This is a genomic window from Propionivibrio pelophilus DSM 12018 (assembly GCF_059569095.1).
Genome location: NZ_JCANUT010000016.1, coordinates 37,073 through 62,439, shown reverse-complemented (window position 1 = coordinate 62,439; position 25,367 = coordinate 37,073). Strand labels below are relative to the sequence as shown.

Annotated in this window: 24 protein-coding genes; 14 read left to right on the top strand and 10 right to left on the bottom strand. The window is 62.4% G+C overall.

All coding sequences use genetic code 11. The features are described from left to right. Positions 1–41: 41 nt before the first annotated feature. From BO74_RS09120 to BO74_RS09100, 5 genes are all read right to left on the bottom strand, one after another. Entirely contained in the window at positions 42–1,376 is a 1,335-nt protein-coding gene (locus BO74_RS09120; protein ID WP_496441730.1) for an ArsB/NhaD family transporter, read from the bottom strand. Further along, positions 1,376–1,861 carry a CBS domain-containing protein gene (locus BO74_RS09115; RefSeq protein ID WP_496441729.1) on the bottom strand — a complete coding sequence of 162 codons (486 nt, stop codon included), beginning with the start codon at positions 1,859–1,861 and terminating at the stop codon, positions 1,376–1,378. Before BO74_RS09115 ends, BO74_RS09120 begins: the two co-directional genes overlap by 1 nt. 240 nt (positions 1,862–2,101) lie before the next feature. Then, the gene (gene kduD / locus BO74_RS09110; protein WP_496441728.1) at positions 2,102–2,872 is read right to left on the bottom strand and encodes a 2-dehydro-3-deoxy-D-gluconate 5-dehydrogenase KduD; all 771 of its coding nucleotides are present in this window, start codon (positions 2,870–2,872) and stop codon (positions 2,102–2,104) included. 11 nt (positions 2,873–2,883) lie between these two features. Further along, positions 2,884–3,720, bottom strand: a complete 837-nt coding sequence (gene kduI / locus BO74_RS09105) for a 5-dehydro-4-deoxy-D-glucuronate isomerase (RefSeq protein WP_496441727.1) — start codon at positions 3,718–3,720, stop codon at positions 2,884–2,886. A 15-nt stretch (positions 3,721–3,735) separates the two neighbouring features. Beyond that, entirely contained in the window at positions 3,736–4,074 is a 339-nt protein-coding gene (locus BO74_RS09100) for a cupin domain-containing protein (protein ID WP_496441726.1), read from the bottom strand. Positions 4,075–4,431: 357 nt separating this feature from the next. Here BO74_RS09100 and BO74_RS09095 point away from each other — a divergent pair, with 357 nt between their 5' ends. Beyond that, the gene (locus BO74_RS09095) at positions 4,432–4,980 is read left to right on the top strand and encodes a M23 family metallopeptidase (protein WP_496441725.1); all 549 of its coding nucleotides are present in this window, start codon (positions 4,432–4,434) and stop codon (positions 4,978–4,980) included. Then, on the top strand, positions 4,977–5,792 hold the full coding sequence (locus BO74_RS09090) for a hypothetical protein (protein ID WP_496441724.1): 816 nt from the start codon (positions 4,977–4,979) through the stop codon (positions 5,790–5,792). The genes BO74_RS09095 and BO74_RS09090 overlap by 4 nt, the downstream gene beginning before the upstream one ends. 73 nt (positions 5,793–5,865) lie before the next feature. On the opposite strand, the gene BO74_RS09085 is transcribed toward BO74_RS09090, so the two are convergent. Together BO74_RS09085 and BO74_RS09080 are read right to left on the bottom strand one after the other, a co-directional pair. Next, positions 5,866–6,657 carry an IclR family transcriptional regulator gene (locus BO74_RS09085; protein WP_496441723.1) on the bottom strand — a complete coding sequence of 264 codons (792 nt, stop codon included), beginning with the start codon at positions 6,655–6,657 and terminating at the stop codon, positions 5,866–5,868. Positions 6,658–7,723: 1,066 nt separating this feature from the next. Further along, positions 7,724–8,425, bottom strand: a complete 702-nt coding sequence (locus BO74_RS09080; RefSeq protein WP_496441721.1) for a FadR/GntR family transcriptional regulator — start codon at positions 8,423–8,425, stop codon at positions 7,724–7,726. A 222-nt stretch (positions 8,426–8,647) separates the two neighbouring features. On the opposite strand from BO74_RS09080, the gene BO74_RS09075 reads away from it, so the two are divergent. The 10 genes from BO74_RS09075 (at position 8,648) to BO74_RS09030 (ending at position 19,923) form a co-directional block, all read left to right on the top strand. Next, positions 8,648–10,045 carry an enolase C-terminal domain-like protein gene (locus tag BO74_RS09075; protein ID WP_496441720.1) on the top strand — a complete coding sequence of 466 codons (1,398 nt, stop codon included), beginning with the start codon at positions 8,648–8,650 and terminating at the stop codon, positions 10,043–10,045. Positions 10,046–10,123: 78 nt separating this feature from the next. After that, positions 10,124–11,452, top strand: a complete 1,329-nt coding sequence (gene gudD, locus BO74_RS09070) for a glucarate dehydratase (protein ID WP_496441719.1) — start codon at positions 10,124–10,126, stop codon at positions 11,450–11,452. A gap of 12 nt (positions 11,453–11,464) precedes the next feature. Then, positions 11,465–12,244 carry a 2-dehydro-3-deoxyglucarate aldolase gene (gene garL, locus BO74_RS09065; protein WP_496441717.1) on the top strand — a complete coding sequence of 260 codons (780 nt, stop codon included), beginning with the start codon at positions 11,465–11,467 and terminating at the stop codon, positions 12,242–12,244. 51 nt (positions 12,245–12,295) lie between these two features. After that, positions 12,296–13,189, top strand: a complete 894-nt coding sequence (gene glxR / locus BO74_RS09060; protein WP_496441715.1) for a 2-hydroxy-3-oxopropionate reductase — start codon at positions 12,296–12,298, stop codon at positions 13,187–13,189. A 187-nt stretch (positions 13,190–13,376) separates the two neighbouring features. Beyond that, positions 13,377–14,348, top strand: a complete 972-nt coding sequence (locus tag BO74_RS09055) for a tripartite tricarboxylate transporter substrate binding protein (protein WP_496441714.1) — start codon at positions 13,377–13,379, stop codon at positions 14,346–14,348. Positions 14,349–14,433: 85 nt separating this feature from the next. Continuing rightward, entirely contained in the window at positions 14,434–14,913 is a 480-nt protein-coding gene (locus tag BO74_RS09050; RefSeq protein WP_496441712.1) for a tripartite tricarboxylate transporter TctB family protein, read from the top strand. 9 nt (positions 14,914–14,922) lie between these two features. Next, positions 14,923–16,449, top strand: coding sequence for a tripartite tricarboxylate transporter permease (locus BO74_RS09045; RefSeq protein WP_496441710.1), 1,527 nt, complete (start codon positions 14,923–14,925; stop codon positions 16,447–16,449). Between the two features lie 60 nt (positions 16,450–16,509). Continuing rightward, entirely contained in the window at positions 16,510–17,343 is an 834-nt protein-coding gene (locus BO74_RS09040; RefSeq protein WP_496441708.1) for an aldo/keto reductase, read from the top strand. A gap of 22 nt (positions 17,344–17,365) precedes the next feature. Then, positions 17,366–18,913 (top strand): galactarate dehydratase, encoded by a 1,548-nt coding sequence (gene garD, locus BO74_RS09035; RefSeq protein ID WP_496441706.1) that lies wholly within the window; start codon positions 17,366–17,368, stop codon positions 18,911–18,913. Between the two features lie 29 nt (positions 18,914–18,942). Further along, positions 18,943–19,923 carry an SMP-30/gluconolactonase/LRE family protein gene (locus BO74_RS09030; protein ID WP_496441704.1) on the top strand — a complete coding sequence of 327 codons (981 nt, stop codon included), beginning with the start codon at positions 18,943–18,945 and terminating at the stop codon, positions 19,921–19,923. 7 nt (positions 19,924–19,930) lie between these two features. Here the strand turns inward: BO74_RS09030 and BO74_RS09025 are convergent, their stop codons facing one another. Both BO74_RS09025 and BO74_RS09020 read right to left on the bottom strand, forming a co-directional pair. Continuing rightward, complete coding sequence (locus BO74_RS09025) at positions 19,931–21,013, bottom strand: NADH:flavin oxidoreductase/NADH oxidase (RefSeq protein WP_496441702.1); 1,083 nt, start codon at positions 21,011–21,013, stop codon at positions 19,931–19,933. A gap of 45 nt (positions 21,014–21,058) precedes the next feature. Next, complete coding sequence (locus tag BO74_RS09020; RefSeq protein ID WP_496441699.1) at positions 21,059–22,456, bottom strand: aminotransferase-like domain-containing protein; 1,398 nt, start codon at positions 22,454–22,456, stop codon at positions 21,059–21,061. Positions 22,457–22,603: 147 nt separating this feature from the next. Here BO74_RS09020 and BO74_RS09015 point away from each other — a divergent pair, with 147 nt between their 5' ends. After that, positions 22,604–23,125, top strand: coding sequence for a hypothetical protein (locus BO74_RS09015; protein ID WP_496441697.1), 522 nt, complete (start codon positions 22,604–22,606; stop codon positions 23,123–23,125). Here the strand turns inward: BO74_RS09015 and BO74_RS09010 are convergent. After that, positions 23,045–23,935, bottom strand: a complete 891-nt coding sequence (locus BO74_RS09010) for a DUF4392 domain-containing protein (protein ID WP_496441695.1) — start codon at positions 23,933–23,935, stop codon at positions 23,045–23,047. The genes BO74_RS09015 and BO74_RS09010 overlap by 81 nt on opposite strands. 439 nt (positions 23,936–24,374) lie before the next feature. Between BO74_RS09010 and BO74_RS09005 the strand changes: the two genes are divergently transcribed. Then, positions 24,375–25,343 (top strand): TAXI family TRAP transporter solute-binding subunit, encoded by a 969-nt coding sequence (locus BO74_RS09005; RefSeq protein ID WP_496441693.1) that lies wholly within the window; start codon positions 24,375–24,377, stop codon positions 25,341–25,343. Positions 25,344–25,367 lie beyond the last annotated feature (24 nt).

Below are 25,367 nucleotides of genomic sequence, written 5' to 3'. Positions count from 1 at the left end.
ATCCGCGGGGTTCCAGCGTCTGAGGGCGGGATGGCTTGTCCTCAGAAATAGCGCCACAGGAGAAAGACGTTGGCGATCGCCACGTGAAGGAGCATCAGCGGGAATGCCAGCTTCGTGTAGGCCATGAAGCGGAACGGGATACCGTTGCGTTCGGCGATTCCAGCGACGGTCAGGTTCGCGCTGGCGCCGATCAGCGTACCGTTGCCACCGAAGCAGGCGCCCAGCGAAAGGCTCCACCAGAGCGGCATCAACGCATCCGGCCCGCCGAAGGTCGGGGCCATCGCCTTGATCAGCGGGATCATCGTCGCCACGAACGGGATGTTGTCGACGATGGCCGAGAAGAACGCGGAGGCGCCCAGGATGCTCACGCCGGTGACGGTCATGTCGCCTCCCGTCAGGGCAATCAGTTTGTCGGCCAGCAGCTTCAGCAGCCCCGCGTGTTCGACGCCGGAGACGATGATGAACAGCCCGACGAAGAAGAAGATTGTGATCCACTCGACTTCGTTGAAGATCTTGACGACGTTTTCCGACTGTTCTTCGGCGGATTTGCCGATGTTGTCGAACAGGAGCAGCAACGCCGCTCCGGCCATGCCGATGGTGCCGGATTCCAGATGGAATTGTCGCGCCAGCATGAAGGCGCCGATCACCAGGGCCAGTACCAGCGAGGCGAACTTGAGGAGTCGCGGGTCGGAAATCACGCTCCTCTCGTCGAACTCCATGACGCGTTCGCGAAGTTCCGTCGGCGCGGTCAGGCGACGCCCCCAGATGAGGTGCATCGAGATGATGTGCACGATCAGGACGATGACGACGACCGGTGCCAGATTCAGGAAAAAGTCGTTGAACGACAAGCCCACCTGTCCGCCGATCAGGATGTTCGGCGGGTCGCCGATGAGCGTCGATGTGCCGCCGATGTTGGCCGCGAGGATCTGCGAGAACAGGAAAGGGTAGGGGTTGAGTCTGAGCGCTTCGGTAATGACCAGCGTCACCGGGACGACGAGGAGTACCGTCGTGACGTTGTCCAGAAGCGCCGAGCCACAGGCGGTCACCACGCTGAGCATCGCCAGGATGCCAGCCGGATTGGCCTTGACGAGTTTCGCCGACCAGGTGGCGAGATACTCGAAGACTCCGGATTTGCGCGTGATCGAGACGATGATCATCATTCCGACCAGCAGGCCGATGGTGTTGAAGTCGATGCCGGCAATGGCCCGCTCCTGGTCCAGGATACCGGTCATGATCATCAGCATCGCGCCGAGGAGGGCGACGACCGAGCGGTTCAGCCGCTCGCTGATCAACACCCCGTAGGTGATGATCATCAGGGTCGTCGCCAGCCACAGCGGGTTCAGTCCAAGCAGGGAGAACAAGGCCGTTCCGTGCATCAGCGGAGCCTCCCGATGCGGGAAAGAACATCCCAGACCGTAACGAGGCCGATCAGCTTCCCGTTTTCGACGACGGGCATGATGTTCCGCTCCCGGTAAAGGAAGAACATCGCGATCGTGAGCAGGGTTCTGGAGCCGAGAATCGGCACGCTCTTGTCGAGGTGCTTGCTTACCGGGTCATTGGCGACCGCGTCCATACGTGCCTGCAGTTCGGCAATCGGCTCCTGGATGAAGCCACCTTCGAGCATGTGTCTGGGCGAGAACTTCTCGTGGTCGTCGGAGAGTACGTGCGGCATCGCCAGGGCGATCAACCGACTGCGTGGCAGCATGCCCAGGTAGCGACCGTCGGCATCGACGACGGGCAAGGATGGCACCCGGTGCTCGATGATGCTTTGCAGCGCGAACAAAAGCGAGTCATCCGGCTTGAGCACCGCGGGCGGATCGGACATGACGGAACTGCACAATGCGTCGGGATTGTGGGGCATGGCTCCTCCTCGTAGATCAACAAATGGGCCCGGCCTTTTCCGTCATCGGCGCCAATTCGAGAAATGACGCCGGGCTTACGGAGCCGGAAAACCGATCGATTGTTGTCCTTTGCGAAGAGTAAAACAAGCCAAAATTTGGCTGTTTTGGTAGCCATATTTTGACTACCCGGATGAGCTGGATGCAAAAAGCCCCGCGACCTGCGCGGGGCTTTTGTCGGGGAAGGCTGCCAGATCGAGCGGTCAGCGCGCCAGCCAGCCGCCATCCACGGCGACGGTGTAGCCGTTGATGTAGTCGCCGGCCTTCGAAGCCAGGAATACCACCGCGCCGCCCAGATCTTCCGGCGTGCCCCAGCGCCCGGCCGGGATGCGGCCGAGGATTTCGTTGCTGCGGGCCTCGTCGGCGCGCAACTGCGCGGTGTTGTCGGTGGCCATGTAGCCCGGGGCGATGGCGTTCACGTTGATGCCGTGCTTGGCCCATTCGTTGGCCAGCAGCATGGTGATGCCCTTCACGCCGCTCTTCGAGGCGGTGTAGGACGGCACGCGGATGCCGCCCTGGAAGGAGAGCATCGAGGCGACGTTGACGATCTTGCCGCCGGTGCCCTGCTTGATGAACTGGCGGGCGACGGCCTGGCACATGAAGAAGACGGCCTTGACGTTGATGTTCATCACGTCGTCCCACTCCTTCTCGGTGAAGTCGACCGAGTCGTTGCGCATGATGATGCCGGCATTGTTAACCAGGATGTCGATGTGGCCGAAGGCTTCCACCGCCTTGGCGACAACACCTTCGATCGGCTCGATGCTGAGCAGGTTGGCCTGTACGTGTACGTACTTCCGGCCGGTCGCTTCGATCGCGGCGGCGGTTTCCGGGGCGTCCGGGGTGTGCGTGACGCCGACGATGTCGGCGCCGGCTTGTGCCAATGCGACGGCCATGCCGCGGCCGAGGCCGCGTTCAGAACCAGTGACGAGGGCAACTTTGCCGTCGAGTTTGAATGCGTCGAGAATTCCGCTCATGTCTATGTCCTTTACTTGAGATCGTTCGGGCCGAGGGTGTCCATGTCGTCGAAAGTCTGGTTTTCGCCGGCCATGCCCCAGACGAACGAGTAGCTGCCGGAGCCGACACCGGAGTGGATCGACCACGACGGGGAGATGACCGCCTGTTCATTGGCCATCACGATGTGCCTCGTTTCGGTCGGCTGACCGTGCATGTGGAAGACGCGCGTGCTGTCGGCCATGCCGAAGTACAGGTAAACCTCCATGCGGCGTTCATGCGTGTGCGGCGGGTAGGTGTTCCAGACGCTGCCGGATTCGAGCACGGTGACGCCCATCACCAGCTGGCAGCTCTTGCACACGGCCGGGTGAACGTACTGGTAGATGGTGCGCACGTTGCTGGTTTCCTGTGCGCCGAGCTTCTTCGGGTTGGCCATCGCGCGGGTGATGTGCACCGTCGGGTAGGTGGCGTGCGCCGGGCAGCTGATCAGGTAGAACTTCGCGGGCTTGGCTGGGTCGTCGCTTTCGAACGAAACCGCTTGGGTACCCATGCCGACGTAGAGACCGTCGCCCGCGGCCAGGGCGTGCGTCGTTCCGTCGACGATGACGCGACCCGGCTCGCCGAGGTTGACCACGCCGAGTTCGCGCCGGTCGAGGAAGTTCGGCGTGCCGAATTCCTTGCCGCCGACGAGGGCGAGGGCCTGCGTGGTCGGCGTCGCGCCGCCGAAAACGACGCGGTCGACGTGGGTGTAGGTCAGCGTCAGTTCGCCGGTGACGAAGACCTTCTCGACCAGGAAATGGCGGCGCAGGGCTTCGGTGTCGTAATGCTTGACGTCTTCGGGATGGTGCCCGTAACGCATGTCGAGTTTCATGGGGTGTCCTCCGGGTTACTTTTTGAGAAAGTCTTCACGCTGCGGCGTGAAGACGTCGAGCAGCCGGCCTTCCTTGAGGCAGACTACACCGTGCAGTACGGACGAGGAAACGTAGACCGAGTCGCCCACGGTCAGGCGGGTCTTTTCACCCTCGATGGTGAATTCGAATTCGCCCGACAGGCAGTAGCAAACCTGTTCGTGGACGTGCCGGTGTTCGTAGCCGATTGCGCCTTCCTTGAACATGACTTCGACCATCATCAGGCTGCCGCCATGCGCCCGGATCTTCCGGGTGACGCGGCCTTCCTCGATGGTTTCGAGCGCGATGTCGGCATCGTGAAAGAAAGTAGTGCTCATGTTTTGCCTGTTTTCTGCCTGTTGATAAACGTGGAATTAATGAGACTCCCGCCGTCGCGGAAGGTGCAGACCGGTGGCTGCAGGCCTGTGAAAAAATCTCTGGCCTGACCACCTGACTGGATTGACTTTACACCAACTTTGGGCTGTGTTCAATATTTGTGGAACATTGTTCCATTTATTTTTGGTTTTCCGAGGTCGTCTCCGAGCGTGACGTAATCGAGGGCAAGATGCGCAAGCGGGGGGACTGCTTGTGGATATTCGAAGCGACGATGGTAATATCCCATAGGTATATATGGCCGGCCGTCTGAATTTCTCGACGTCCACAGGATGGCGGCATGGAAACCATGAGGATTACACATGCTCTTACCCAACATCGCCTGGCCGCTCAATTCCAATGTGATTCGCAGGAATTCACTTGGCAACACCTTTGGCATGGTTCGCAATGGTGGCCAGCGCGCCCATCAAGGCTGGGATCTTTTGGCCTACCCCGGCACTCGCTGTTATGCCGTGGCTGATGGTGTGGTGACGACGGGAGTCAGTGGGGATTATGGAAATTTCATCAGCCTGGAATTCGAACATCGGGGCCGGTCCCTGTTCGCCTACTATGCGCACTTGAGTATGGCAGTGGCGAGAACAGGCCAGCGTGTTTCTGCCGGGGAGTGGATCGGCCTCACTGGAAATACCGGTAACGCGAGCACCATGACGGGCGACGACCAGCACCTTCATTTCGAGATTCGCACAATTAGACAACCAGGACACGGGCTAGGTGGGCGACTCAGTCCCAAGGCGGTGTACGGGTTCGTTCCGCTGAGTGTGCGTATCTATGACTCGCGGCCGCCCGAACATTTGCGAACCCTGGGCCGGAGCGGGATCGGCCTCAAGGTGCCGGGGATCAACGTGCTATGAAGACGTTCCCCTTGGTGTTGGGATGCCTGTTGGCTGTTGTCGGGAGTACCGGTGCGTCAGAAAAGGGCCGCACTGAGTTCGAACTACCGGAAGGCAGGCAGGATCGTAGCCAATCCTGGATGGTTCCCGTCCCTTGCGAACTCCCCTCTGAATTTCGTGGCCGATTCAAGCCGTTTGCATCGGTGGCATGTATTGATTTTACAGGCGACGGGCAGGACGATTTCATTGCATTCGAAAAGCCGTCATCGAAGCACAACGCTGAGCAGCAATCTGATGCGGGCGGCGTGGAGTGGTGGATCGCATCGAGTGGCCGAGTGATAAGTAGTGCGCAGATCTATTCAAGCGACCATGCGTACCGGTGGTTTCAGAAATTGGGACAATCCACTGTGCCGACGATAATTTCTGCGTGGGGATACTCCGATGGGATTGACTATACAGTGCAGGAACTCGATCTGAAGACCGGAAAGCTTAGGCGCTTGTTCTTTTTTGAGCCCGTGCTGGTGGAACCCGATGGACAGCAGTATCACGGCTACCCGTGGGACGTTTCACGCTTGCAGACACTGGTTCGGCATGGAGAAGTGTTATTACATGCTGAGATTAGATCCCGCACTACATCTGACGACGAAAGCAACGACAACGAGGACAACCGGCAAAAATGCATTCCTGTGCTCTTTTTCGACGGAACAAGCAGTCAGCCCACTTTAGCAAGAGAAACCCCACGGCGCGGGCGATGGATGTCGCTGGATGCGATAGTTAAGCGCGCCAGTACGAGAACGAAGTCAGCAGACTGTGAGGTAGATCGTCAGCCGTAGAGTCCAACGGGTTAAGCGACTGTCTGTTTTGCATGGTATTGCTGGGCGAAAACTCCGCCGGAGACGGCCGAGGTCACTTCTGCGGTTCGTGGCCGAGGATGGTGGAGATGCGTGCGGCGGCGTCCTTGACCTTGCCGATCTTCTCGGATTCTTCGCCGCGTTCGTAGCGGAAACCTGGCCAGGAGACGGAGAGGGTGGCAACGACGGCACCGGTGAAGTCGAAGATCGGTGCGCCGATGCAATGCAGACCTTCCTCGCGCTCTTCGTCGTCGAGGGCGTAACCCTGTTTGCGGATCTGCGCGAACTCGGCGTCGAGTGCTGCGCGCGAGGTAATGGTGTTCTTGGTAAAGGCGGTGAGTTTGACGCCGGTCAGCGCCGCTTCGCGCTCCTCGTCGCTCATGTAGGCGAGCAGGATCTTGCCGATCGCCGTGCAGTACAAAGGCATGCGACGGCCGACGCGGGAGTACATGCGGATCTGGTACTTGGACTCGATCTTCAGCACATAGACCGCCGAATCGCCGTCGAGCACGCCCATGTGGACGGTCTCGCCGAGTTCGTCGGAAAGCTCCTCGGCGACCGGGCGGGCGGCGGCGTGCAGGTCGAGATGGTCGAGTGCGCGCGAACCGACGTTGAACATCCGCAGCGTGATCGCCCAGCGATCGTTGTCCGCCCGGCGGGCATAGCCGAGTTCCTGAAGCGTCAGCAGGAAGCGATATACCGTTGGCTTGGCCAGCTTGATCTCGCGTGAGAGTTCTTCCAGGCCAATGGTCCGCTGCTGCGACAGCTTTTCCAGCACCGCGAGAACGCGGACCGCGGCGCTGACCAGCGGGACGTTCGGGGTTTTTGCGGGAGCTTTCTTCGCCATTGTGGACCTGCGTTCCATTTCAAGAGTGCGAATTGTAATGCCTGCGTCTGGCGGCGTATATCTTTTCCCGTTTCAGGGGGCGCGCTATTGCTTTCGGCTGGTTGTGACCTCAGGCGTGGGAGGTTTCTGATACGCTGGTTTTCGCCGCTGACCGGCGAGGCACTTCTTCTTGTCTTGCCAAGAAGAAGTACCCAAAAAGAAGGCGCGCCCGCTGCGTCGCCCGGCGTTGCCGGGTTCTCTGCGCTGCTCGTTCGCAACGGGGGGCTGCGGAACTCGGGCCGTTGGCCCTCAGACAGTCCTCGCCCTTTTTCCCGTTGCGCCCTGCGCTGCTCGACGACGCAGAGGGCAACAGGAAAACCGAGCGGTGTTTGATGCGATGGCGTGCGTGCTCAGATGGTTTTGAATATCCCCTTGTGCAGCGCCGAGCAACGGAAGCGGGCCGGGGGCCGTCGGCGAGCACTGTTTGAGGGCCGCAGGCCCGAGTCGCGCAGCCGCCCGGCTTGCTGAGTAGCGCAGGGGAGTCGGCGAAGCCGACCGCGTAACCCGGGGTCGCCTTCTTTTTGGTAGCTTTTTCTTGGCGAAACAAGAAAAAGCTACCCGCGCGTCAGGCGCGGAACCCAGCGGTTCAGGCGAAGATCAACGCATCCGTCTCCAAAGCAGCACGAGATAGCGTGGTAGCGGACTGAAGCGCCGGGTTTCGCCTGCAGGCGAGGTACTTCTTCTTGTCTTGCCAAGAAGAAGTACCCAAGAAGAAGGCGCGCCCGCTGTGTCGCCCGGCGTTGCCGGGTGCTCTGCGCTGCTCGGCCGCAACGGGGGGCTGTGGAACTCGCGCCGTAGGCCCTCAGACAGTCCTCGCCCCTTTTCCCGTTGCGCCCTGCGCTGCTCGACGACGCAGAGGGCAACCTGAAAACCGATCGAGTGGCCACCGTTTGGTGCATCAAATTCCGTTCGGTGTTTTTGCGCCGCCCACGGCGAGTGTTCGAAGGCCCCGTCGCCCCGGCGAAGGCTATTTCGGCGCCTCCGTAAAGATCAGTGCTGGTTGAGTCATACGACGACTGGCGTCGCCTTACTCCTTGTTCGCCAACTCGCTCGCGCGCTTGAGTCGTTCGCGGCTGTTGGTCAGGTGCATGCGCATCGCCGCGCTGGCGGCCTGCGGATCCTGGCGGGCGATGGCGTCGAGGATGTTCTCGTGCTCGCGGTTGGTCCGGATCAGGTAACTCTGTCCCGGTTCCGGCGAAAAGCGCGAAGTGTCGAGGCGGGTGCGCGGGATCGTCGAGGTGCCAAGGTGGCGGTAGAAATCCTCGAAGTACTTGTTGTGTGTGGCCAGGGCGATCTGCAGGTGGAACTGATAGTCGGCCTCGACCGATTTTTCACCCCGGGCGACGCCCTCCTCGAAGGCGGCGACGGCATGGCGCATTCGCTCCAACTGCTCCTCGGTGCGCCGGACGGCGGCCAGGCCGGCGGCTTCGGTTTCCAGGCTGATGCGCAATTCGAGCATTTCCAGCACGTCGCGGATGGTGACCACGGTCGAGAAGTCGAGCGGCGGTACCGGTTGGCTGGTGGCAGGCAGGACGAAGGTGCCGACGCCGTGCCGGGTTTCAACCAGTCCGGCGGCTTGCAGCCGGGAGATGGCTTCGCGCACGACGGTGCGGCTGACGCCCTGTTCAGCCATTACCTCGGGTTCGGTGGGCAATTTCTCGCCCGGCTGGTAGATGCCGTTGCGGATCTTTTCCATCAGGTCGTTCATGACTTCCTGGGCGAGGCTCACATTGCGCCTGCGCGGTAACACCGGGGCTGGGGTCGAGTTCATGGCGTCGATGAAAAAAAAGTTGAAATTGCCTGTTGCAAAAAAAACGCGTCTGATTATACTTCGTTGTCAGTCGTACGACGACGTACGATAAAAACAAGAATAGCAAGAACCGGCACGCCGCGAAAGACGGCAATCGGCACAAATACAAAACAGTGGTCAGGAGCAACTCAGGAGATTCGGATGGCGGCAAGTCAAGTCGGCGGCGATACGCCGGTCGTTACGGAAATGCTGGTGATCCCGGTGGCCGGGCAGGACAGCATGCTGTTGAACCTGTGCGGCGCGCATGGGCCGTTCTTCACGCGCAACATCGTGGTGCTGAAGGACAGCGCCGGGCGGAGCGGTATCGGCGAGGTGCCGGGCGGAGAAGGCATCCGTCAGGCCCTTGATCGCTCTCGGGAGCTGGTCATCGGCAAGTCGGTCGGGCTGTACAACAACATCCTCAACGCCATCCGCCGTTCTTTCGTCAGCGGCAAGGCGGCGCACCAGGCGACTCTGCATCAGGTGACCTCGGAGTCAGAAGCGAAGGTGCTGAAGCAGCCGCACGAGATCAACCTGCGCATGGACAACGTGATCACCGCCGTCGAAGCTGCGTTGCTCGACCTGCTCGGCCAGTACCTCGGCGTGCCGGTGTGCGAACTGCTCGGCGCCGGCAAGCAGCGCGATGCGGTGCGCATGCTGAGCTACCTCTTCTATATCGGCGACCGGACGCGGACCGATCTTCCCTACCTCGCCAACCGCGAGGCGAAGAGCGACTGGTACCGGATGCGCCATGAAGTGGCCTTGACCGCCGAATCGCTGGTGTGCCTCGCCGAGGCGTCGGTCGAGCACTACGGCTTTTCCGACTTCAAGCTGAAGGGCGGGGTGATGAGCGCTGCCGACGAAGTCGAGGCGATCACGGCGATCAAGAAACGCTTCCCGCAGTCGCGCGTCACGCTCGACCCGAACGGCGCCTGGTCGCTGGCCGAGGCGATCGAGGCGTGCAAGGGCAAGGGCCACATCATGGCCTACGCCGAAGACCCGTGCGGGCCGGAAGCCGGCTACTCGGGACGCGAGATCATGGCCGAATTCAAGCGCGCCACCGGCATTCCGACGGCGACCAACATGGTCGCCACCGACTGGCGCCAGCTCAACCATTCCCTGAAGCTCGACTCGGTCGACATCCCGCTGGCCGATCCGCACTTCTGGACGATGCAGGGCTCGGTGCGCGTGGCGCAGATGTGCGACGAGTTCGGGCTGACGTGGGGCTCGCATTCGAACAACCACTTCGACGTCTCGCTCGCCATGTTCACCCACGCCGCGGCTGCCGCGCCGGGCGAGATCACCGCGATCGACACGCACTGGATCTGGCAGGAAGGGCAGGAGCGCCTGACCAAGGAGCCGCTGCGCATCGTCGACGGCCTGGTGCAGGTGCCGGAGAAGCCCGGCCTCGGCATCGAGCCGGACATGGACCGGATCTACCAGGCCAACGAACTGTACAAGAAGGTCGGTGCCGGCGCACGCGACGACGCGATGGCGATGCAGTACATCATCCCGGGCTGGAAGTACGACCCCAAGCAGCCGAGCATCGGCCGCAAGTAAGTCCAGCCACTTTCAAACGCGACAACGATTTCAGCGGAGGCGATTTTGAATACAGCGTTGAATACAACGCAGCAAAAAGTGAGTGGTGCCCCGGTCGTTACCGATCTGCAGGTGATTCCTGTCGCCGGCCAGGACAGCTTCGAGCTGAACCTGAGCGGCGGGCACGGCCCGTACTTCACCCGCAACATCGTGATCCTGAAGGACAGCGCGGGCAACACCGGTCTCGGCGAAGTGCCGGGCGGCGAGAAGATCCGCCAGACCATCGAGGACGCGCGCCCGCTGATCGTCGGCAAGACGCTCGGTGATTACAACAGCGTCCTGAACTCGATGCGCACCGCCTTTGCCGACCGTGATGCCGGTGGCCGAGGCCTGCAGACCTTCGACCTGCGCACGACGATCCACGCCGTGACCGCTGTCGAATCGGCCTTCCTCGACCTGCTCGGCCAGTTCATGAACGTCCCGGTCGCCGCGCTGCTCGGCGAAGGCATGCAGCGTGACGCCGTCGAGATCCTCGGTTACCTGTTCTACGTCGGCGATCGCAAGAAGACCAACCTCAACTACCGCAGCGAAGAGAACGCGGAACATGAGTGGTACCGCCTGCGCAACGAGGAGGCGCTGACGCCCGAAGCGATCGTCCGCTTCGCCGAAGCGACGCATCAGCTCTACGGCTTCAACGACTTCAAGCTGAAGGGCGGCGTCATGTCCGGCGACGCGGAAATGGAAGCGATCATCGCCTTGCACGAACGCTTCCCGCAGGCGCGCATCACGCTCGACCCGAACGGTGCCTGGTCGCTGGCCGAAGCCGTCCGCCTGTGCCGCGACAAACACGGCATCCTGGCCTACGCCGAAGACCCGACCGGCGCTGAAGCCGGCTTCTCCGGCCGCGAAGTGATGGCCGAGTTCCGTCGTGCCACCGGCCTGCCGACGGCGACCAACATGATCGCCACCGACTGGCGGCAGATGGCGCATTCGATCCAGTTGCAGTCGGTCGACATCCCGCTCGCCGACCCGCACTTCTGGACGATGCAGGGCTCGGTGCGTGTCGCGCAGTTGTGCGACATGTTCGGCCTGACCTGGGGCTCGCACTCGAACAACCACTTCGACATCTCGCTGGCGATGTTCACCCACGTCGGCGCTGCGGCGCCGGGCAAGGTCACCGCCATCGACACGCACTGGATCTGGCAGGACGGGCAGCGCCTGACCAAGGATCCGTACCTGATCCGCGACGGCCTGATCCGTGTCCCGAACAAGCCCGGCCTGGGTCTGGAGATCGACATGGCCGAAGTGGAAAAGGCGCATCAGGCATACCAGGCCATGGGGCTCGGCGCGCGCGACGACGCGGTCGCCATGCAGTTCCTGATCCCCGGCTGGAAATTCGACAACAAGCGCCCGTGCCTGGTGCGTTGAGAGGACAAGATCATGAACGAAAAACCACCTTATGACGCCTTTCCGAACCGCTTCCGCAAGGATCTGGTTGCCGGCAAGAAACTGATCGGTTGCTGGTGCTCGCTGGGCAGCCCGATTACCACGGAAATCATGGGTCTTGCCGGCTTCGACTGGCTGCTGCTCGACGGCGAGCACGCACCGAACGACGTGCTCTCCTTCATCCCGCAGCTGATGGCGCTGAAGGACAGCGGCAGCGCGCCGGTCGTGCGCCCGCCTTGGAACGACATGGTGATCATCAAGCGCCTGCTCGACGCCGGGTTCTACAATTTTCTCGTTCCGTTCGTCGAATCGGCGGACGACGCGCGCCGCGCCGTCGCGGCCACTCGCTATCCGCCTCAGGGCGTGCGCGGCGTGTCGGTCGGGCACCGCAGCAACCGCTACGGCACGGTTGCTGACTACATGAAGGTGATCAACGACAACATCGCCGTGATCGTGCAGATCGAAAGCCGCAAGGCGGTTGCCGCGATCGATGAAATCTGCGCCGTGGATGGCGTCGACTGCGTGTTCATCGGCCCGTCGGATCTGGCCGCCGGCTACGGCTACCTGGGCAATCCGCTGCATCCCGAAGTCCAGGACGCCATGCAAAAGATCATTGCCAGTGCCAAGGCGCATGGCAAACCCTCCGGCATTCTTGCGCCGGTGGAGGCCGATGCGCGCCGCTATCTGGAGATGGGTGTCACCTTCGTCGCCGTCGGCAGCGACCTCGGTGTGTTCCGCAGCGCCTCCCAGGGGTTGCGCGACAAGTATCTGTAACCGCAGGCGCCATGTCCTGCATGATCAATTGAACGCAACAGGAGAAAACAGATGAGCAAGATTGGATTCGTAGGACTGGGCATCATGGGCACGCCGATGGCCGAGCACCTGATCAAGGGCGGGCACGAGGTGTTCCTGTTCAGCATCCCGAGCATTCCTGAATCGCTCGTGCAGGCAGGCGGCAAGGCCTGTGCCTCAGGCAAGGAAGTCGCCCAGAACGCCGACATCATCATCACCATGGTCCCCGACACCCCGCACGTCGCTGCCGCCCTGTTCGACCCGAACGGCATCGCCGAAGGCCTGTCGGCCGGCAAGATCGTCGTCGACATGAGCTCCATCTCGCCGGTCGAGACCAAGGAGTTCGCCAAAAAGATCAACGCCCTCGGCTGCGAATACCTCGACGCCCCGGTCTCCGGTGGCCAGGTCGGCGCCGCCGCCGCCACCCTCTCGATCATGGTTGGCGGCAAGGAAGAAACCTTCAATACCGTCAAGCCGCTGTTCGACCTGATGGGCAAGAACATCACCCTCGTCGGCGGCAACGGCGACGGGCAGACCGCCAAGGTCGCCAACCAGATGATCGTCGCCCTGACCATCGAAGCCGTCGGCGAAGCCCTGCTGTTTGCTTCCAAGGCCGGCGCCGATCCGGCCAAGGTACGGCAGGCGCTGATGGGCGGTTTCGCCTCGTCGCGCATTCTCGAACTGCACGGCGAGCGCATGATCAAGCGCACCTTCAACCCCGGTTTCCGCATCGAGCTGCACCAGAAGGACCTCAACCTGGCGCTCGGCGTTGCGCGCAAGCTCGGCCTGTCGCTGCCCAACACCGCCACCTGCCAGGAGCTGTTCAACAGCTGCGCGGCGCACGGCGGCGCTGCTTGGGATCACTCCGGGATGGTGCGTGCCCTGGAGCTGATGGCCAACTTCGAGATCGGGCAGAAGGCGGAATAAGCAAAGGAAACGCTGACGAATCCGTCACCCCGGCGAAGGCCGGGGTCCAGTTCGTCGGATTTTCTGGATTCCGGCCTTCGCCGGAATGACGAGGTAGCAAGGATTCAGCGATTCACAAGGAGTTTCAAGCGGGGAGCAGGCAGTAGAAGTTTCAAGGGAGCAGTTTTTTCAACGAGGAGGTTTGAACATGAAAAAAGTATTTGGATTGACCCTGATGGCCGCGGCTGTCGCCGCATCGACCGGCGCTTTCGCCCAGGCCGACGTGAAGTGGCCGACCAAGCCGGTACAGGTCATCGTCCCGGCCGGCGCCGGCGGCGACACCGACTTCAACGCGCGGCAGTTCGCCCGTTACTTCGAAAAGATCACGGGCAAGCCGATGGTCGTCACCAACGTCAATGGCGGTGGCGGCACGATCGCCATGTCCCAGGTTCAGGGCGCGGCACCGGATGGCAACACAGTCTTCTTTGGTCATACCGGGCAGTTGATCGTCAACGAAGTTTCAGGGCTGATCGATTACAAATTCGACGCCAAGATGGACATTGCCTGCATCCCGGCAGTGGACAAGGGCGTTGTCCTGGTCGCCGGGAAGAAATCCGGCTTCAAGAACGTTCAGGATGTCGTGACCAAGGCCAAGGCTGCGCCGAATAGCGTGATCTACGGGACGGAAATGGGCGGCTTCTCGCATCTGCAAGGCCTGATGTTCGCCAAACAAGCCGGGATCCAGCTGAAGTTCGTCGATGTCGGTTCGGCCTCGGACAAGATTACTTCGCTACTGGGCGGGCGCATCGATCTGGCCTCGATCTCGTTCGGTCCGGTCAAGGATTATGCCGCAACCGGCGACATGGCGATGACGGCGCAATACAGCAAGGAGCGGAACCAGTTGCTCGGCGACATCAAGACCTTCAGCGAACAGGGCCTCAAGTTCGACATGGAGAAGCCGTACATCATCGCCTTCCCGAAGGGAACGAATCCGGCGATCATAAAGAAAATCGCCGACATCGGGCAGCAGATCACCAAGGATCCGGCTTATGCCAAGGCGCTGGAAGATGGCTTCAAACAGCCCATCTCGTTCTATCACACCAAGGAAGCCAACGAGCATCTGAACCAGGTGCGTGACGACCTCATGCAGTACAAGGATCTGCTCCGCCAGAAAAAGTAAGCGGCAGGTAGATCAAACCTGACCCGGAGGTGACGGCCGTGTGCCGTCGCCTCCAGGCGTACAACTCATCATTCAGGGATCAATCATGGGTGACGCAAAGAAACGCGAGTATGTCCTCGGGATGGTCATTCTCGTTGCCGGGATCATTTACATGGTTCTAACCAGTCAGTTGAAAGTGCCCGAGCGGCCTGACGTACATGTCGACGCAACGTTCGTGCCTTACGTACTGAGCAGCCTCATGTGCATTCTGGGCGTGCTGCAACTGCGCGCCGCCAAGAATTTCCAGCCCAAGCCGGCTACGGGCAAGGGCGACGACGTTGACTACGGCACGGTCGGCAAGACCATCGGGTTGATCCTGGGTTACGTTGCACTTCTGGACTTTGTTGGCTTTCCGCTGATGACCGTGCTTTATCTGGTCGCGCAGTTCACTGTTCTGACGCCGCACGACAAGAAGGTCAATTACGTCTTCTATTCGGTGATCGCGGTTATTGCCTCGGCGTTCATCTATCTCACCTTCCGGTACTTGTTCGACATGATGCTGCCGGTCGGGCCGTTCGACTTCTAGGAGCCGGCGATGCTATCCCTCTTCCAACAAGGTATCGAGGCTGTTTTCACCTTCGAGATTTTCGGCCTCGTCTTTTTCGGCACCGTCGTCGGCATCATCTTCGGCGCCGTTCCAGGCCTGACCTCAACCATGGCGGTGGCGCTTTTCCTGCCGGTTACCTACAGCCTCGGCGCGGGGGCGGGCATTTCGCTGCTCGTCGCGTTGTTCGTCGGCGGCACCTCGGGCGCACTGATTTCGGCCATCCTGCTGAAGATTCCGGGGACCCCGTCGTCGGTGGCCACGACCTTCGATGGCGGGCCGTTGATGGAAAAAGGTGAAGGAGCCAAGGCGCTCGGCGTCGGCATCGTCTTTTCCTTCCTCGGCACCGTGCTCAGTATCATCGCCCTGATCTTCATCGCCCCGACGCTGGCCAAGATCGCGTTGAGCTTCGGGCCGCACGAGTATTTCGCCATCGCCATCTTCTCGCTGACGCTGATCATCACGCTGGCGTCCGGGTCAATGGTCAAAGGGCTGCTTTCGGGCGTGATCGGCTTCGCCTTCTCGACGGTCGGCATTGCGCCGGTTGACGCCATCACCCGCTTCACCTTCGGGCAGACGCAACTGAATGGCGGCTTCGAAATCCTCACCGTGCTGATCGGTTTGTTCGCCATCTCGGAGGTCATCAAGGTCGCCGAGAACGTCAAGCACGAAAAGGCGGCAACAATCGGCAAGGTCAGCATGAAGAGCATCAAGGGCTTCGGCTTCTCGATGCAGGAATTCGTTGGCCAGTTGTGGAACGGCCTCCGTTCGTCCCTGATCGGCATCGGCATCGGCATCCTGCCGGGGATCGGCGCCGGAACGTCGAACATCGTCTCGTACATCGTTGCCAAGAAGCGTTCGAAGTATCCGGAGAAGTTTGGTACCGGGGTCATCGACGGCGTCGTTGCCTCGGAAGCGGCGAACAACGCCTGCATCGGCGGCGCGCTGATTCCGCTGCTGACCCTGGGCATTCCGGGGGACGCGGTGACGGCGGTGATGCTCGGCGGGTTCATGATCCACGGCATCCAGCCCGGACCGTTGCTGTTCACCACGCAAGGCGTCCTGGTCTACACGATCTTCGCGGCACTGATCCTGTCGACGATCATGATGCTGGTCTGCGAGTTCTACGGCTTGCGCATCTTCGTCAAGCTGCTCGCCGTGCCCAAGCACATCCTGCTGCCGATCATCCTGGTGCTGTGTGTCGTCGGTGCGTTCGGTCTCGGCAACCGCATCTTCGACATCTGGACCATCCTGCTGTTCGGCATGATCGGCTACGGCTTCGTCAAAGCCGGTATTCCGCAACCACCGTTCATCATCGGCTTCATCCTCGGGCCGATGGCGGAGACCAACCTGCGCCGAGGCCTGCAACTCTCCGATGGCGATTTCACGGGCTTCCTGACGTCGCCGATTTCCGGGGCGTTCCTCATGTTGTCGGCAGCATCGGTGTTCTGGCACATTTATCAGGCGCAGCGCGCCAAGTCCGCGAAGCGAAGGGCGGTCGTGGAAATCGAAGCCTGACCGCAGCAGACCGGCCGGGGTGCGACCCCGGCCTTTTTCATTTTTATGGTGTGACACGCGATGAAACAAGTCAGATTGCCCTCGGGCGAGACCGTTCCCGCCCTGGGAATGGGCACATGGATGATCGGGGAGAACCGTTCCTCGCGCGCCGAGGAGATCGCCACGCTGCAGCGCGGCATAGATCTGGGCATGACCTTGATCGACACCGCCGAGATGTATGGGGAAGGTGCTTCCGAGCAGCTGGTCGGTGAGGCGATCAAGGGGCGGCGCGATGAAGTTTTTCTGGTCAGCAAGGTCTATCCGCATAACGCCAGCCGCAAGGGTACGGCGGCGGCTTGTGAGCGCAGTCTGAAACGTCTGGGTGTCGATTGCCTCGATCTCTATTTGCTGCACTGGCGCGGCAGTGTGCCGCTCGACGAAACCATCGAAGGCTTCGAAACGTTGCAGGCCCTGGGCAAGATTCGCCACTGGGGCGTCAGCAACCTCGATCCGGCCGACATGGCGGAACTTGTCGACCAGCCCGGCGGCGGGGAGGTGGCGGTGAACCAGGTGCTCTACAACCTCTCGCGGCGCGGCATCGAATGGGATCTGCGGCCGTGGTGCGAGGAGCAGGGCATCCCGCTGATGGCCTATTCGCCGATCGAACAGGCGCGCCTACTGCGGCATCCCGGTCTGCGCGCACTGGCGGTGAAGCACGGCGCGACGCCGGCGCAACTGGCGTTGGCCTGGCTGTTGCAGAGCGATCAGCTGATCGCCATTCCCAAGGCCTCGATGCGCGCGCATCTCGAAGAGAATTTCGCCGCGTTGCAGTGTCCACTGGATGCGGAAACCATCGCCGAACTCGACCGGCTGTTTCCGCCGCCGCGTCGGGCCACGCCGCTTGAAATGCTGTAATCGAACCACGGAGCCGGATCGTATGAACCAACCTCTCAAGCCGCTGACCATCAAGGTCCATCCGACCGACAACGTCGCCATCGTCGTCAATTCCGGCGGACTGCCCGCCGGGACGGTTTTCAACGACGGGCTGACGCTGCGCGAACACGTTCCGCAAGGACACAAGGTCGCGCTCGTCGAGATCGCGCTGGAGGCGCCGATCCTGCGTTATGGCGAAGTGATCGGTTACGCGATGAAGCGGATTCCGCAAGGCAGCTGGATCGAGGAATCGCTGGTGCGCCTGCCGGACGCGCCGCCGCTGGAAACCTTGCCGCTGGCGACGAAGGTGCCGGCGCCGCTGCCGCCGCTGGAAGGCTTTACCTTCGAGGGCTACCGCAACGCCGACGGCACCGTCGGTACCAAGAACCTGCTGGCGATTACCCAGACCGTGCAGTGCGTCGCCGGCGTGGTCGATTACGTGGTCAAGCGCCTCAAGGCCGAAGTGTTGCCGAAGTACCCGAACGTCGACGGCATCGTCGGCCTCAATCATATTTATGGCTGCGGCGTGGCGATCAACGCGCCGGCCGCCGTCGTGCCGATCCGCACCCTGCACAACCTGGCGCTCAACCCGAACTTCGGCAACGAGGTCTTCGTCATCAGTCTCGGCTGCGAGAAGCTGCCGCCGGAGCGTCTGCTCAACGAGGGCGGCATCCCCATCAAGGTGGTCAGCGACGACGTCGTCTGCCTGCAGGACGAGAAATTCACCGGCTTCCAGTCGATGGTCGAGGCGATCATGAAACAGGCCGAGGTGCATCTCGCCCGCCTCAACCAGCGCCAGCGCGAGACTTGTCCCGCGTCCGACCTGATCGTCGGCCTGCAGTGCGGCGGCAGCGACGCCTTTTCCGGCGTGACGGCCAACCCCGCTGTCGGCTATGCCGCCGATCTGCTGGTGCGCGCCGGCGCCGCGGTGATGTTCTCGGAAGTGACCGAAGTGCGCGATGCCATCCATCTACTCACTCCGCGTTGCGCTAACGAAGAGGTGGGCAAGGCCTTGCTGCGTGAAATGGCCTGGTACGACGACTACCTCGATCGCGGCGAAACCAACCGCGCCGCCAACACTACGCCCGGCAACAAGAAGGGCGGCTTGGCCAACATCGTCGAAAAGGCGATGGGTTCGATCGCCAAATCCGGCACCAGCGCCATCGTGGACGTGATCGCCCCGGGCGAAAAAATCCGCAGGAAGGGGCTGACCTACGCCGCCACGCCGGCCAGCGATTTCGTTTGCGGCACGCAGCAACTGGCTTCGGGGATGACCCTCCAGGTATTCACCACCGGTCGCGGCACGCCGTACGGATTGGAAGCCGCGCCGGTGATCAAGGTTGCCACGCGCCGTGACCTTGCTGCGCGCTGGCAGGACCTGATGGAAGTCGATGCCGGCACCATCGCCACCGGCGAGGCGACCATCGAGGAGGTCGGCTGGGAGATCTTCCGCCTGATCCTCGACGTCGCCAGCGGCCGCAAGAAAACCTGGGCCGACCAGTGGGGATTGTTCAATTCGCTGGCGGTGTTCAACCCGGCACCGGTGACCTGATTTACCATGCGGCGAAAGGAGAAACGTTGATGGACAATTCGCCGCTGCATGTCGCTTACCCGGGGAACTCGCGTTACCCCGACCCGGCCGTCGAGGTGCTCGATCCGGCCTTTCTGCGCTACCGGATCTTCAGCGCTTCGGTCGAACAACTCGGCTCCGGTCTGCGTTGGGCCGAAGGTCCGGTGTGGTTCGGCGATGGGCGCTACCTGCTCTTCAGCGACATTCCCAACAACCGCATCCTGCGCTGGGATGAAACGACTGGCGGCCTTTCCGTTTTTCGCCAGCCGTCAAACCACTCCAACGGGCTGACGCGCGACCGCCAGGGGCGGCTGATCGCCTGCGAACACCTCTCCCGGCGCATCACGCGCACCGAGTACGACGGGGCGGTGACCGTGCTGGCCGACCGTTTCGACGGCAAGCGCTTCAATTCGCCGAACGATATCATCTGCGCGGCGGATGGCTCGATCTGGTTCACCGATCCAGTGTTCGGCATCTCCGGCGAATGGGAGGGCGAAAAGGCGGAGCCGGAATTGCCGCAGGGCGTCTATCGCATCGACGCGCAGAGCGGCAAGGTCACGCGGGTGATCGACGAAATGGCCGGGCCCAATGGCCTGTGCTTCTCGCCCGACGAGCGGACGCTCTACGTCGTCGAATCACGCGCCACGCCGTTCCGCAGGATCTGGGCCTATTCAGTCGGCAAGGACGGCAAGCGCCTCGGGCGCCGGCGTCCGTTCGTCGACGCCAACGGACCGGGAGCGTTCGACGGCATCAAGGCCGACGTCGATGGCAACCTGTGGTGCGGTTTCGGCAGCAACGGCGCGCTCGATGCTGACCCCGCGGCGCTGGACGGGGTGATGGTTTACGACCCGTCAGGCCGCCCGTTGGCGCACATTCACCTGCCGGAGCGCTGCGCCAACCTGTGCTTCGGCGGTGCCAAGCGCAACCGCCTGTTCATGGCCGCCAGTCACTCGCTGTACGCGTTGTACGTCGAGACGCGCGGCGCGGTTTAGCGGAGAGTTATCGACTGACTGATCCTGCCGGTGCCGAACGCAGGTACTGCGGCGGCCAGGCAGCGATGTGGCCGAGTTCGTGCGCGGCGGTCAGCGGCCAGTAGGGATTGCGCAGGATTTCGCGGCCGAGCAGGACCATGTCCGCCTGACCGCTGCGGACGATGTGATCGGCTTGGGCGGGCGAGGTGATCAGGCCGACTGCCGCCGTCAGAATCCCGGCTTCGCGCCGCACCTTTTCCGCGAACTCCGTCTGGAACCCGGGGCCGACCGGGATCTTCGCGTCGGGTGTCAGGCCGGCCGTGGAGACGTTGATCAGGTCGACGCCGTGCGTCTTGAGTATCCGGCTGAGTTCCACGGTCTCGTCGGCATTCCAGCCACCTTCGACCCAATCGGTCGCCGAGACTCGTACCAGCAACGGCAGACGCTCCGGCCAGACGGCGCGAACCGCGTCGACGACCTCGATGACCAGGCGCGTGCGGTTGGCGAAGCTGCCGCCGTAGCCATCGGAACGCGTGTTGGCCAGCGGCGAGAGGAATTCGTGCAGCAGGTAGCCGTGCGCGGCGTGGATCTCGACGGCGGAGTAGCCAGCGGCATGGGCGCGCTGCGCGGCGGCGACGAATTGCTTGATGATCGTGCCGATGCCGTCGGCGTCGAGTTCGTGCGGTGTGGCGTGCTGTCCGGAGAAGGCGAGCGGTGACGGGCCGACTACCGGCCAGCCGCCGTCGTTCGGGGCAAGCGGTGTCTGCGCTTCCCAGCCGCGTCGCACGCTGGCTTTCCGTCCCGCATGCGCCAGCTGGATTGCCATCGGACAGCCCTGTTCGTCGGCAAAGCGCACGATGCGCGCCAGCGGCTCGATCTGCGCGTCGTTCCACAGGCCGAGATCGCTCGGGCTGATGCGCCCCTCGGGCGCGACGGCGGTCGCTTCGCCGATGATCAGGCCGGCGCCGCCGACGGCGCGCGTGCCGTAATGCACGAAATGCCAGTCGTTGGCCAGACCGTCGGTCGCTGAATACTGGCACATGGCGGGAATGCCGATACGGTTGCGCAGGGTGAGGTCGCGCAGGACGAGCGGTTCGAAGAGGTGTGTCATGGTTTCTCCGGAAGGGCGGGGTGACGTTTCACGATAGCACGCGGACTAACGCAGCGCGTCGCCAAGGAAGCGTTCGAGACGCGAATCGAGCGCGTAAGCGACGTTGAAACGCAGCCAGGGCGAGGGCTGCATCTGCGGCCGGAAGATGTTGCCGGGCGCGAGCATGACCCCTTCCTGCGCGGCCCGCGTCGCGAGTTGCGCCGAGTCGCCGACCCCGGGTGCCTCGGCCCAGACGAACATGCCGCCCTTGGGTTCGGCGTAGACGTTGAGCCCCGATTTCTCCAGCAGGCGCAGGGTGCGGGCGGTGGCGTCGGCGAGGCGGCCCTGAATCCGCTCCAGGAACTTGCGGTAGTGGCCTTCGATGAGCATCAGGTAAACGAGGCGTTCGGCGAATTCCGAGGTGGCGACGCAGGTGATGATCTTGACGTCGGTCAGCTTGGCGGCAAGGTCGACGTCGCAGGCGAGAAAGCCGACGCGCAGGTTGGCCGAGAGTGTCTTCGAGAAGCTGCCGACGTAGATCACCCGGCGCAGCTGGTCGAGTTGCGCCAGTCGCGTGGCGTTTCCAGGGTGAAAATCGGCATAGGTGTCGTCTTCGACCACCAGGAAGTTGTGCTTTTCGGCGAGTTGCAGGATGCGGAAAGCCGTGGCCGGGGTCAGGTTGCAGGCAGTCGGGTTGTGCAGCACGGAATGGGTGAAGAAGACCTTGGGCTGGTGTTGGGCCAGCAGGGCTTCCAGCGCGGCGGTATCCGGTCCGTCCTGGGTGCGCGGCACGCCGATCAGGTTGATCCCCTGCAGGCGCAGCATCGAGAACAGGTTCCAGTAGCCGGGATCGTCGACGAAAACACAGTCGCCGGGTTTGACCAGGTAACGGAACACGATGTCGAGCGCTTGCGTGGCGCCCTGGGCCAGGACGATCTGCTTCGGGGCAGCGGCGATGCCGAGGTCGCCGAGCTTGATCTGCAACTGGTCGCGCAGCGGCCGGTAGCCGCGCGAGGTGCCGTAGTCGACCACGCGCGCATCGGCCCGCCGTGACAGCGCGCGGATGTTGCGCCGCACGCCGTCCTCGTCGAGCCATTCCGACGGCAGCCAGCCGGCCCCGACCTTGACGTGCTCGCTGGTATGGTCGAGGCATTGGTACAGCACGCCGGTATTGTCGAAGGCGCGCTCCTGTTCGTCGCCGCGCGCGGACACCGGCGCCGGTTCCTGGCGCGGCGCGACGAAAAACCCCGCGCCGCGCCGCGACTGCAGGTAGCCCAGGGCGACCAGTCGGTCGTAGGCCTCGACGACGGTGAACCGGCTGATGCCGTGCGCTTCGGCAAAGCTGCGGATCGGCGGCACGCGCATGCCGGGACGCAGCACGCGATCGTCGATCAAGGCGCGCGCGCCGCTGACGATCTGGTCGATCAGTGGCAGGCTGGATGCGCTGTTCAGGCTCAGTTGCATGATTCCTCCCGTGTTTCCGGAAGACCAGTGCTGTATCGGTCGTCGGACCGGTACAGCATCCTCCGTTGTTTGAAAACTGTACATTTGAAATGCAAAAAGTGTCCGGTATTGTTCTGGTTATGTCAATCGAAGGTGAAGGAGATCGTGATGGCCCAACGAACCGGTTTGCGTGGACTTCTGGTGGTGGCGTCGATGCTGATGCTGGCCGGGTGCCTGCCTGTCGAGGCGCAGGTGCCGCGGCAATCGCTCGTGGAATGGTCCGGTCAGCGGCTTCTTTTTGTCGCCGACGAGCGTACGAGCCTGGTCCGTTCCTATTATCTTGGCAATGGTTCGCCGGTAGCCTTTGCGCAATCGCGCAGCGGAAGTCACGCGCGCGTGCGTGACATGCAGCTTGATGAGGCCGGCGGCAGGTTGTGGGTGCTCGGCTACAACGGCGTGTCGGTTTTCGATGCGCGTCGGCTGACCCTTGAACGTTTCATCCCCGTCGATGGCGCACATCTGTCCACTTTGCGCCTCGAAGGGCACCGCGTGCGCCTGATTGCCGATTCGGGCGAGGCGGTCGGTGAAATCGACCGCCGGGGCGGTGCCTTAGGCCTGCTGGCCGCGAGCGTGACGGAAAATGTCCTGGAGCGTGCTGGCGTAGTCGTCCCAGGGAAGGCCGTCAACTGACAGTGTCCGCTGCCGCGTGCAACCATCGACCGCACCGGCAGCGACCATCGCTTCGACAACGCGGTGTTCATGTGCGGGGGAACGGAGCAAAGGTTTGCCCGAGAGCAGGGAGAGCGCCCCGGCCAGCGCGTAACCACCCCAGTTCGAGATGCCCGCCGGCACGACGTGGTCCGCCGCGGTCGCGCTGAAGATGAGTTCGCCGTGATTGATCTGGCCGCCCAGTTGCGCGCGCAAGTTACCCAGTCCGAGTTCGTTGCCGCCGTCGCCGACGGCCAGGGTCGTGAAGTTCCGGGGTTCGGGCGGGTCCAGCAAGCGGTCTGCGCCGGGAATCAGGTCGTCGAGCATCTCGCCACGCATCGAGTAGCGGTGTCCGTCGGCGGCATTGCCCGGCCGCTCGATGGCGAGCACGTGTGTTGGCGCGAACTCGCCGAGCAGTTCATCGATGGTGCGGTCCGCGCTGTCCTGGGGCAGGTCGATCCGGATGATCGGCGCGTCGATTCCAGAGACGGCAGTACCGGCGGCGAGCAGTGGCTCGCTGTACTCGTCGGTGACCAGCACGACGTGCTTGCCGAGTTGCAACAATGCATCGGCAATGTCCAGCGCGCCGGGCGGGCCGTCGGTCTCACCGGCCAGCGCGGCGCGGATGCAGAAACCGGTGACGACGACGACGCGTTCGCTCGCGAGAAGCGCCTGTGCCGCCGGGTAGAGCGTGCCGGGCGGGGCATGCGCCGCCAGGCCGCGTCCGCCGGGGTCGCGACGGGAGCAGGATTCGATGGCTTGGATGGCGTCGTGCACGGTTGGCGTGACCACGGTGCTTGTACCTTTCTGCGGCTACTGATCAGGGCGGGACTCTAGCATGGCTGCGCAGGGTTCCGAGTGCGCCAAAAGGGCGTCCGGGCCGGGTTTTTCGCACCACCAGGGTGCATCGCGTTCGGCCCCGATTTTCCGGCGTCGATGTTCTTCCCGAAAAAACATGCTGTTAGGTGGCCTGACCAAAAAGTGTTTTTTGGTGGCATGCAATCTGCTAGAGTAGGCACGGTGTATGGCTTTTTGCCTATTTCTTGCGGTTTTACACACGAATCGTCGAGAAAGCGGCATTGAAGTGGTTTTTGCGCTAATCTCCCGCTTGCTTTGCCCGGAAAAATCGCCGATGTTGATACGTGCATTTCCGGAAACCAACAACAAGCGGGTCATTCATTTCAACCGGCCCTTTCGCGGGGTCACAGCCACATTTCTGGAGGTATCAAGAATGAAAAAACTTACCCTAATCGCAGCTGCCCTGGCGCTTGGTTCGACCTTGCTCAGCCCGGCCGCGGTGGCTCAGCAGAAATTCGTGACGATCGGCACCGGCGGCGTGACCGGTGTCTACTACGCGGCGGGCGGTGCCATCTGCCGTCTGATGAACAAGGAACGCGCCAAGCACGGCATCCGCTGCTCGGTGGAAAGCACCGGCGGTTCGGTATACAACGTGAACACCATCAAGGCCGGCGAACTCGATTTCGGCGTGGCCCAGTCGGACGTTCAGTACAACGCGGTCAAGGGCCTGGCCCAGTTCAAGGACGGTGGTGCACATGCCGACCTGCGCGCGGTTTTCGCCGTGTATCCGGAAGCCCTGACCGTGGTTGCGCGCAAGGAATCCGGCGTCACCAAGTTCGAGGACTTCAAGGGCAAGCGCTTCAACGTCGGCAACCCGGGCTCGGGAACGCGTGACACGGTCATGAAGCTGATGGATACCCTGGGCATGAAGACCAGCGATTTCTCGCTCACCTCCGAGCTGAAGCCGGACGAGCACGGCGCGGCGCTGTGTGACAACAAGATCGACGGTTTCGCCTACGTTGTCGGCAGCCCGGCGGCGAACATCCAGGACCCGACCACGACCTGTGGTGCGAAGCTGGTGTCGGTTTCCGGCCCCGCGGTTGACAAGCTGGTCAAGGATCTTCCTTACTTCGCTCATGTGACGATTCCGGGCGGTACCTATCCGGCCAACCCCGATGCGGCCAAGACCTTCGGCGTGATGGCCAGCTTCGTGTCCTCGGCAAAGGTGCCTGACGACGTTGTGTACGCGATGGTCAAGGCGGTGTTCGACAACTTCGAGGAATTCAAGAAGCTGCACCCGGCTTTCGCCAACCTCGATCCGAAGGACATGGTCAAGAGTGGTCTTTCCGCGCCGCTGCATAACGGCGCTGTCAAGTACTACAAGGAAAAAGGCTGGATGTAATCCCGGCCGGCAGGTGAGCACTAC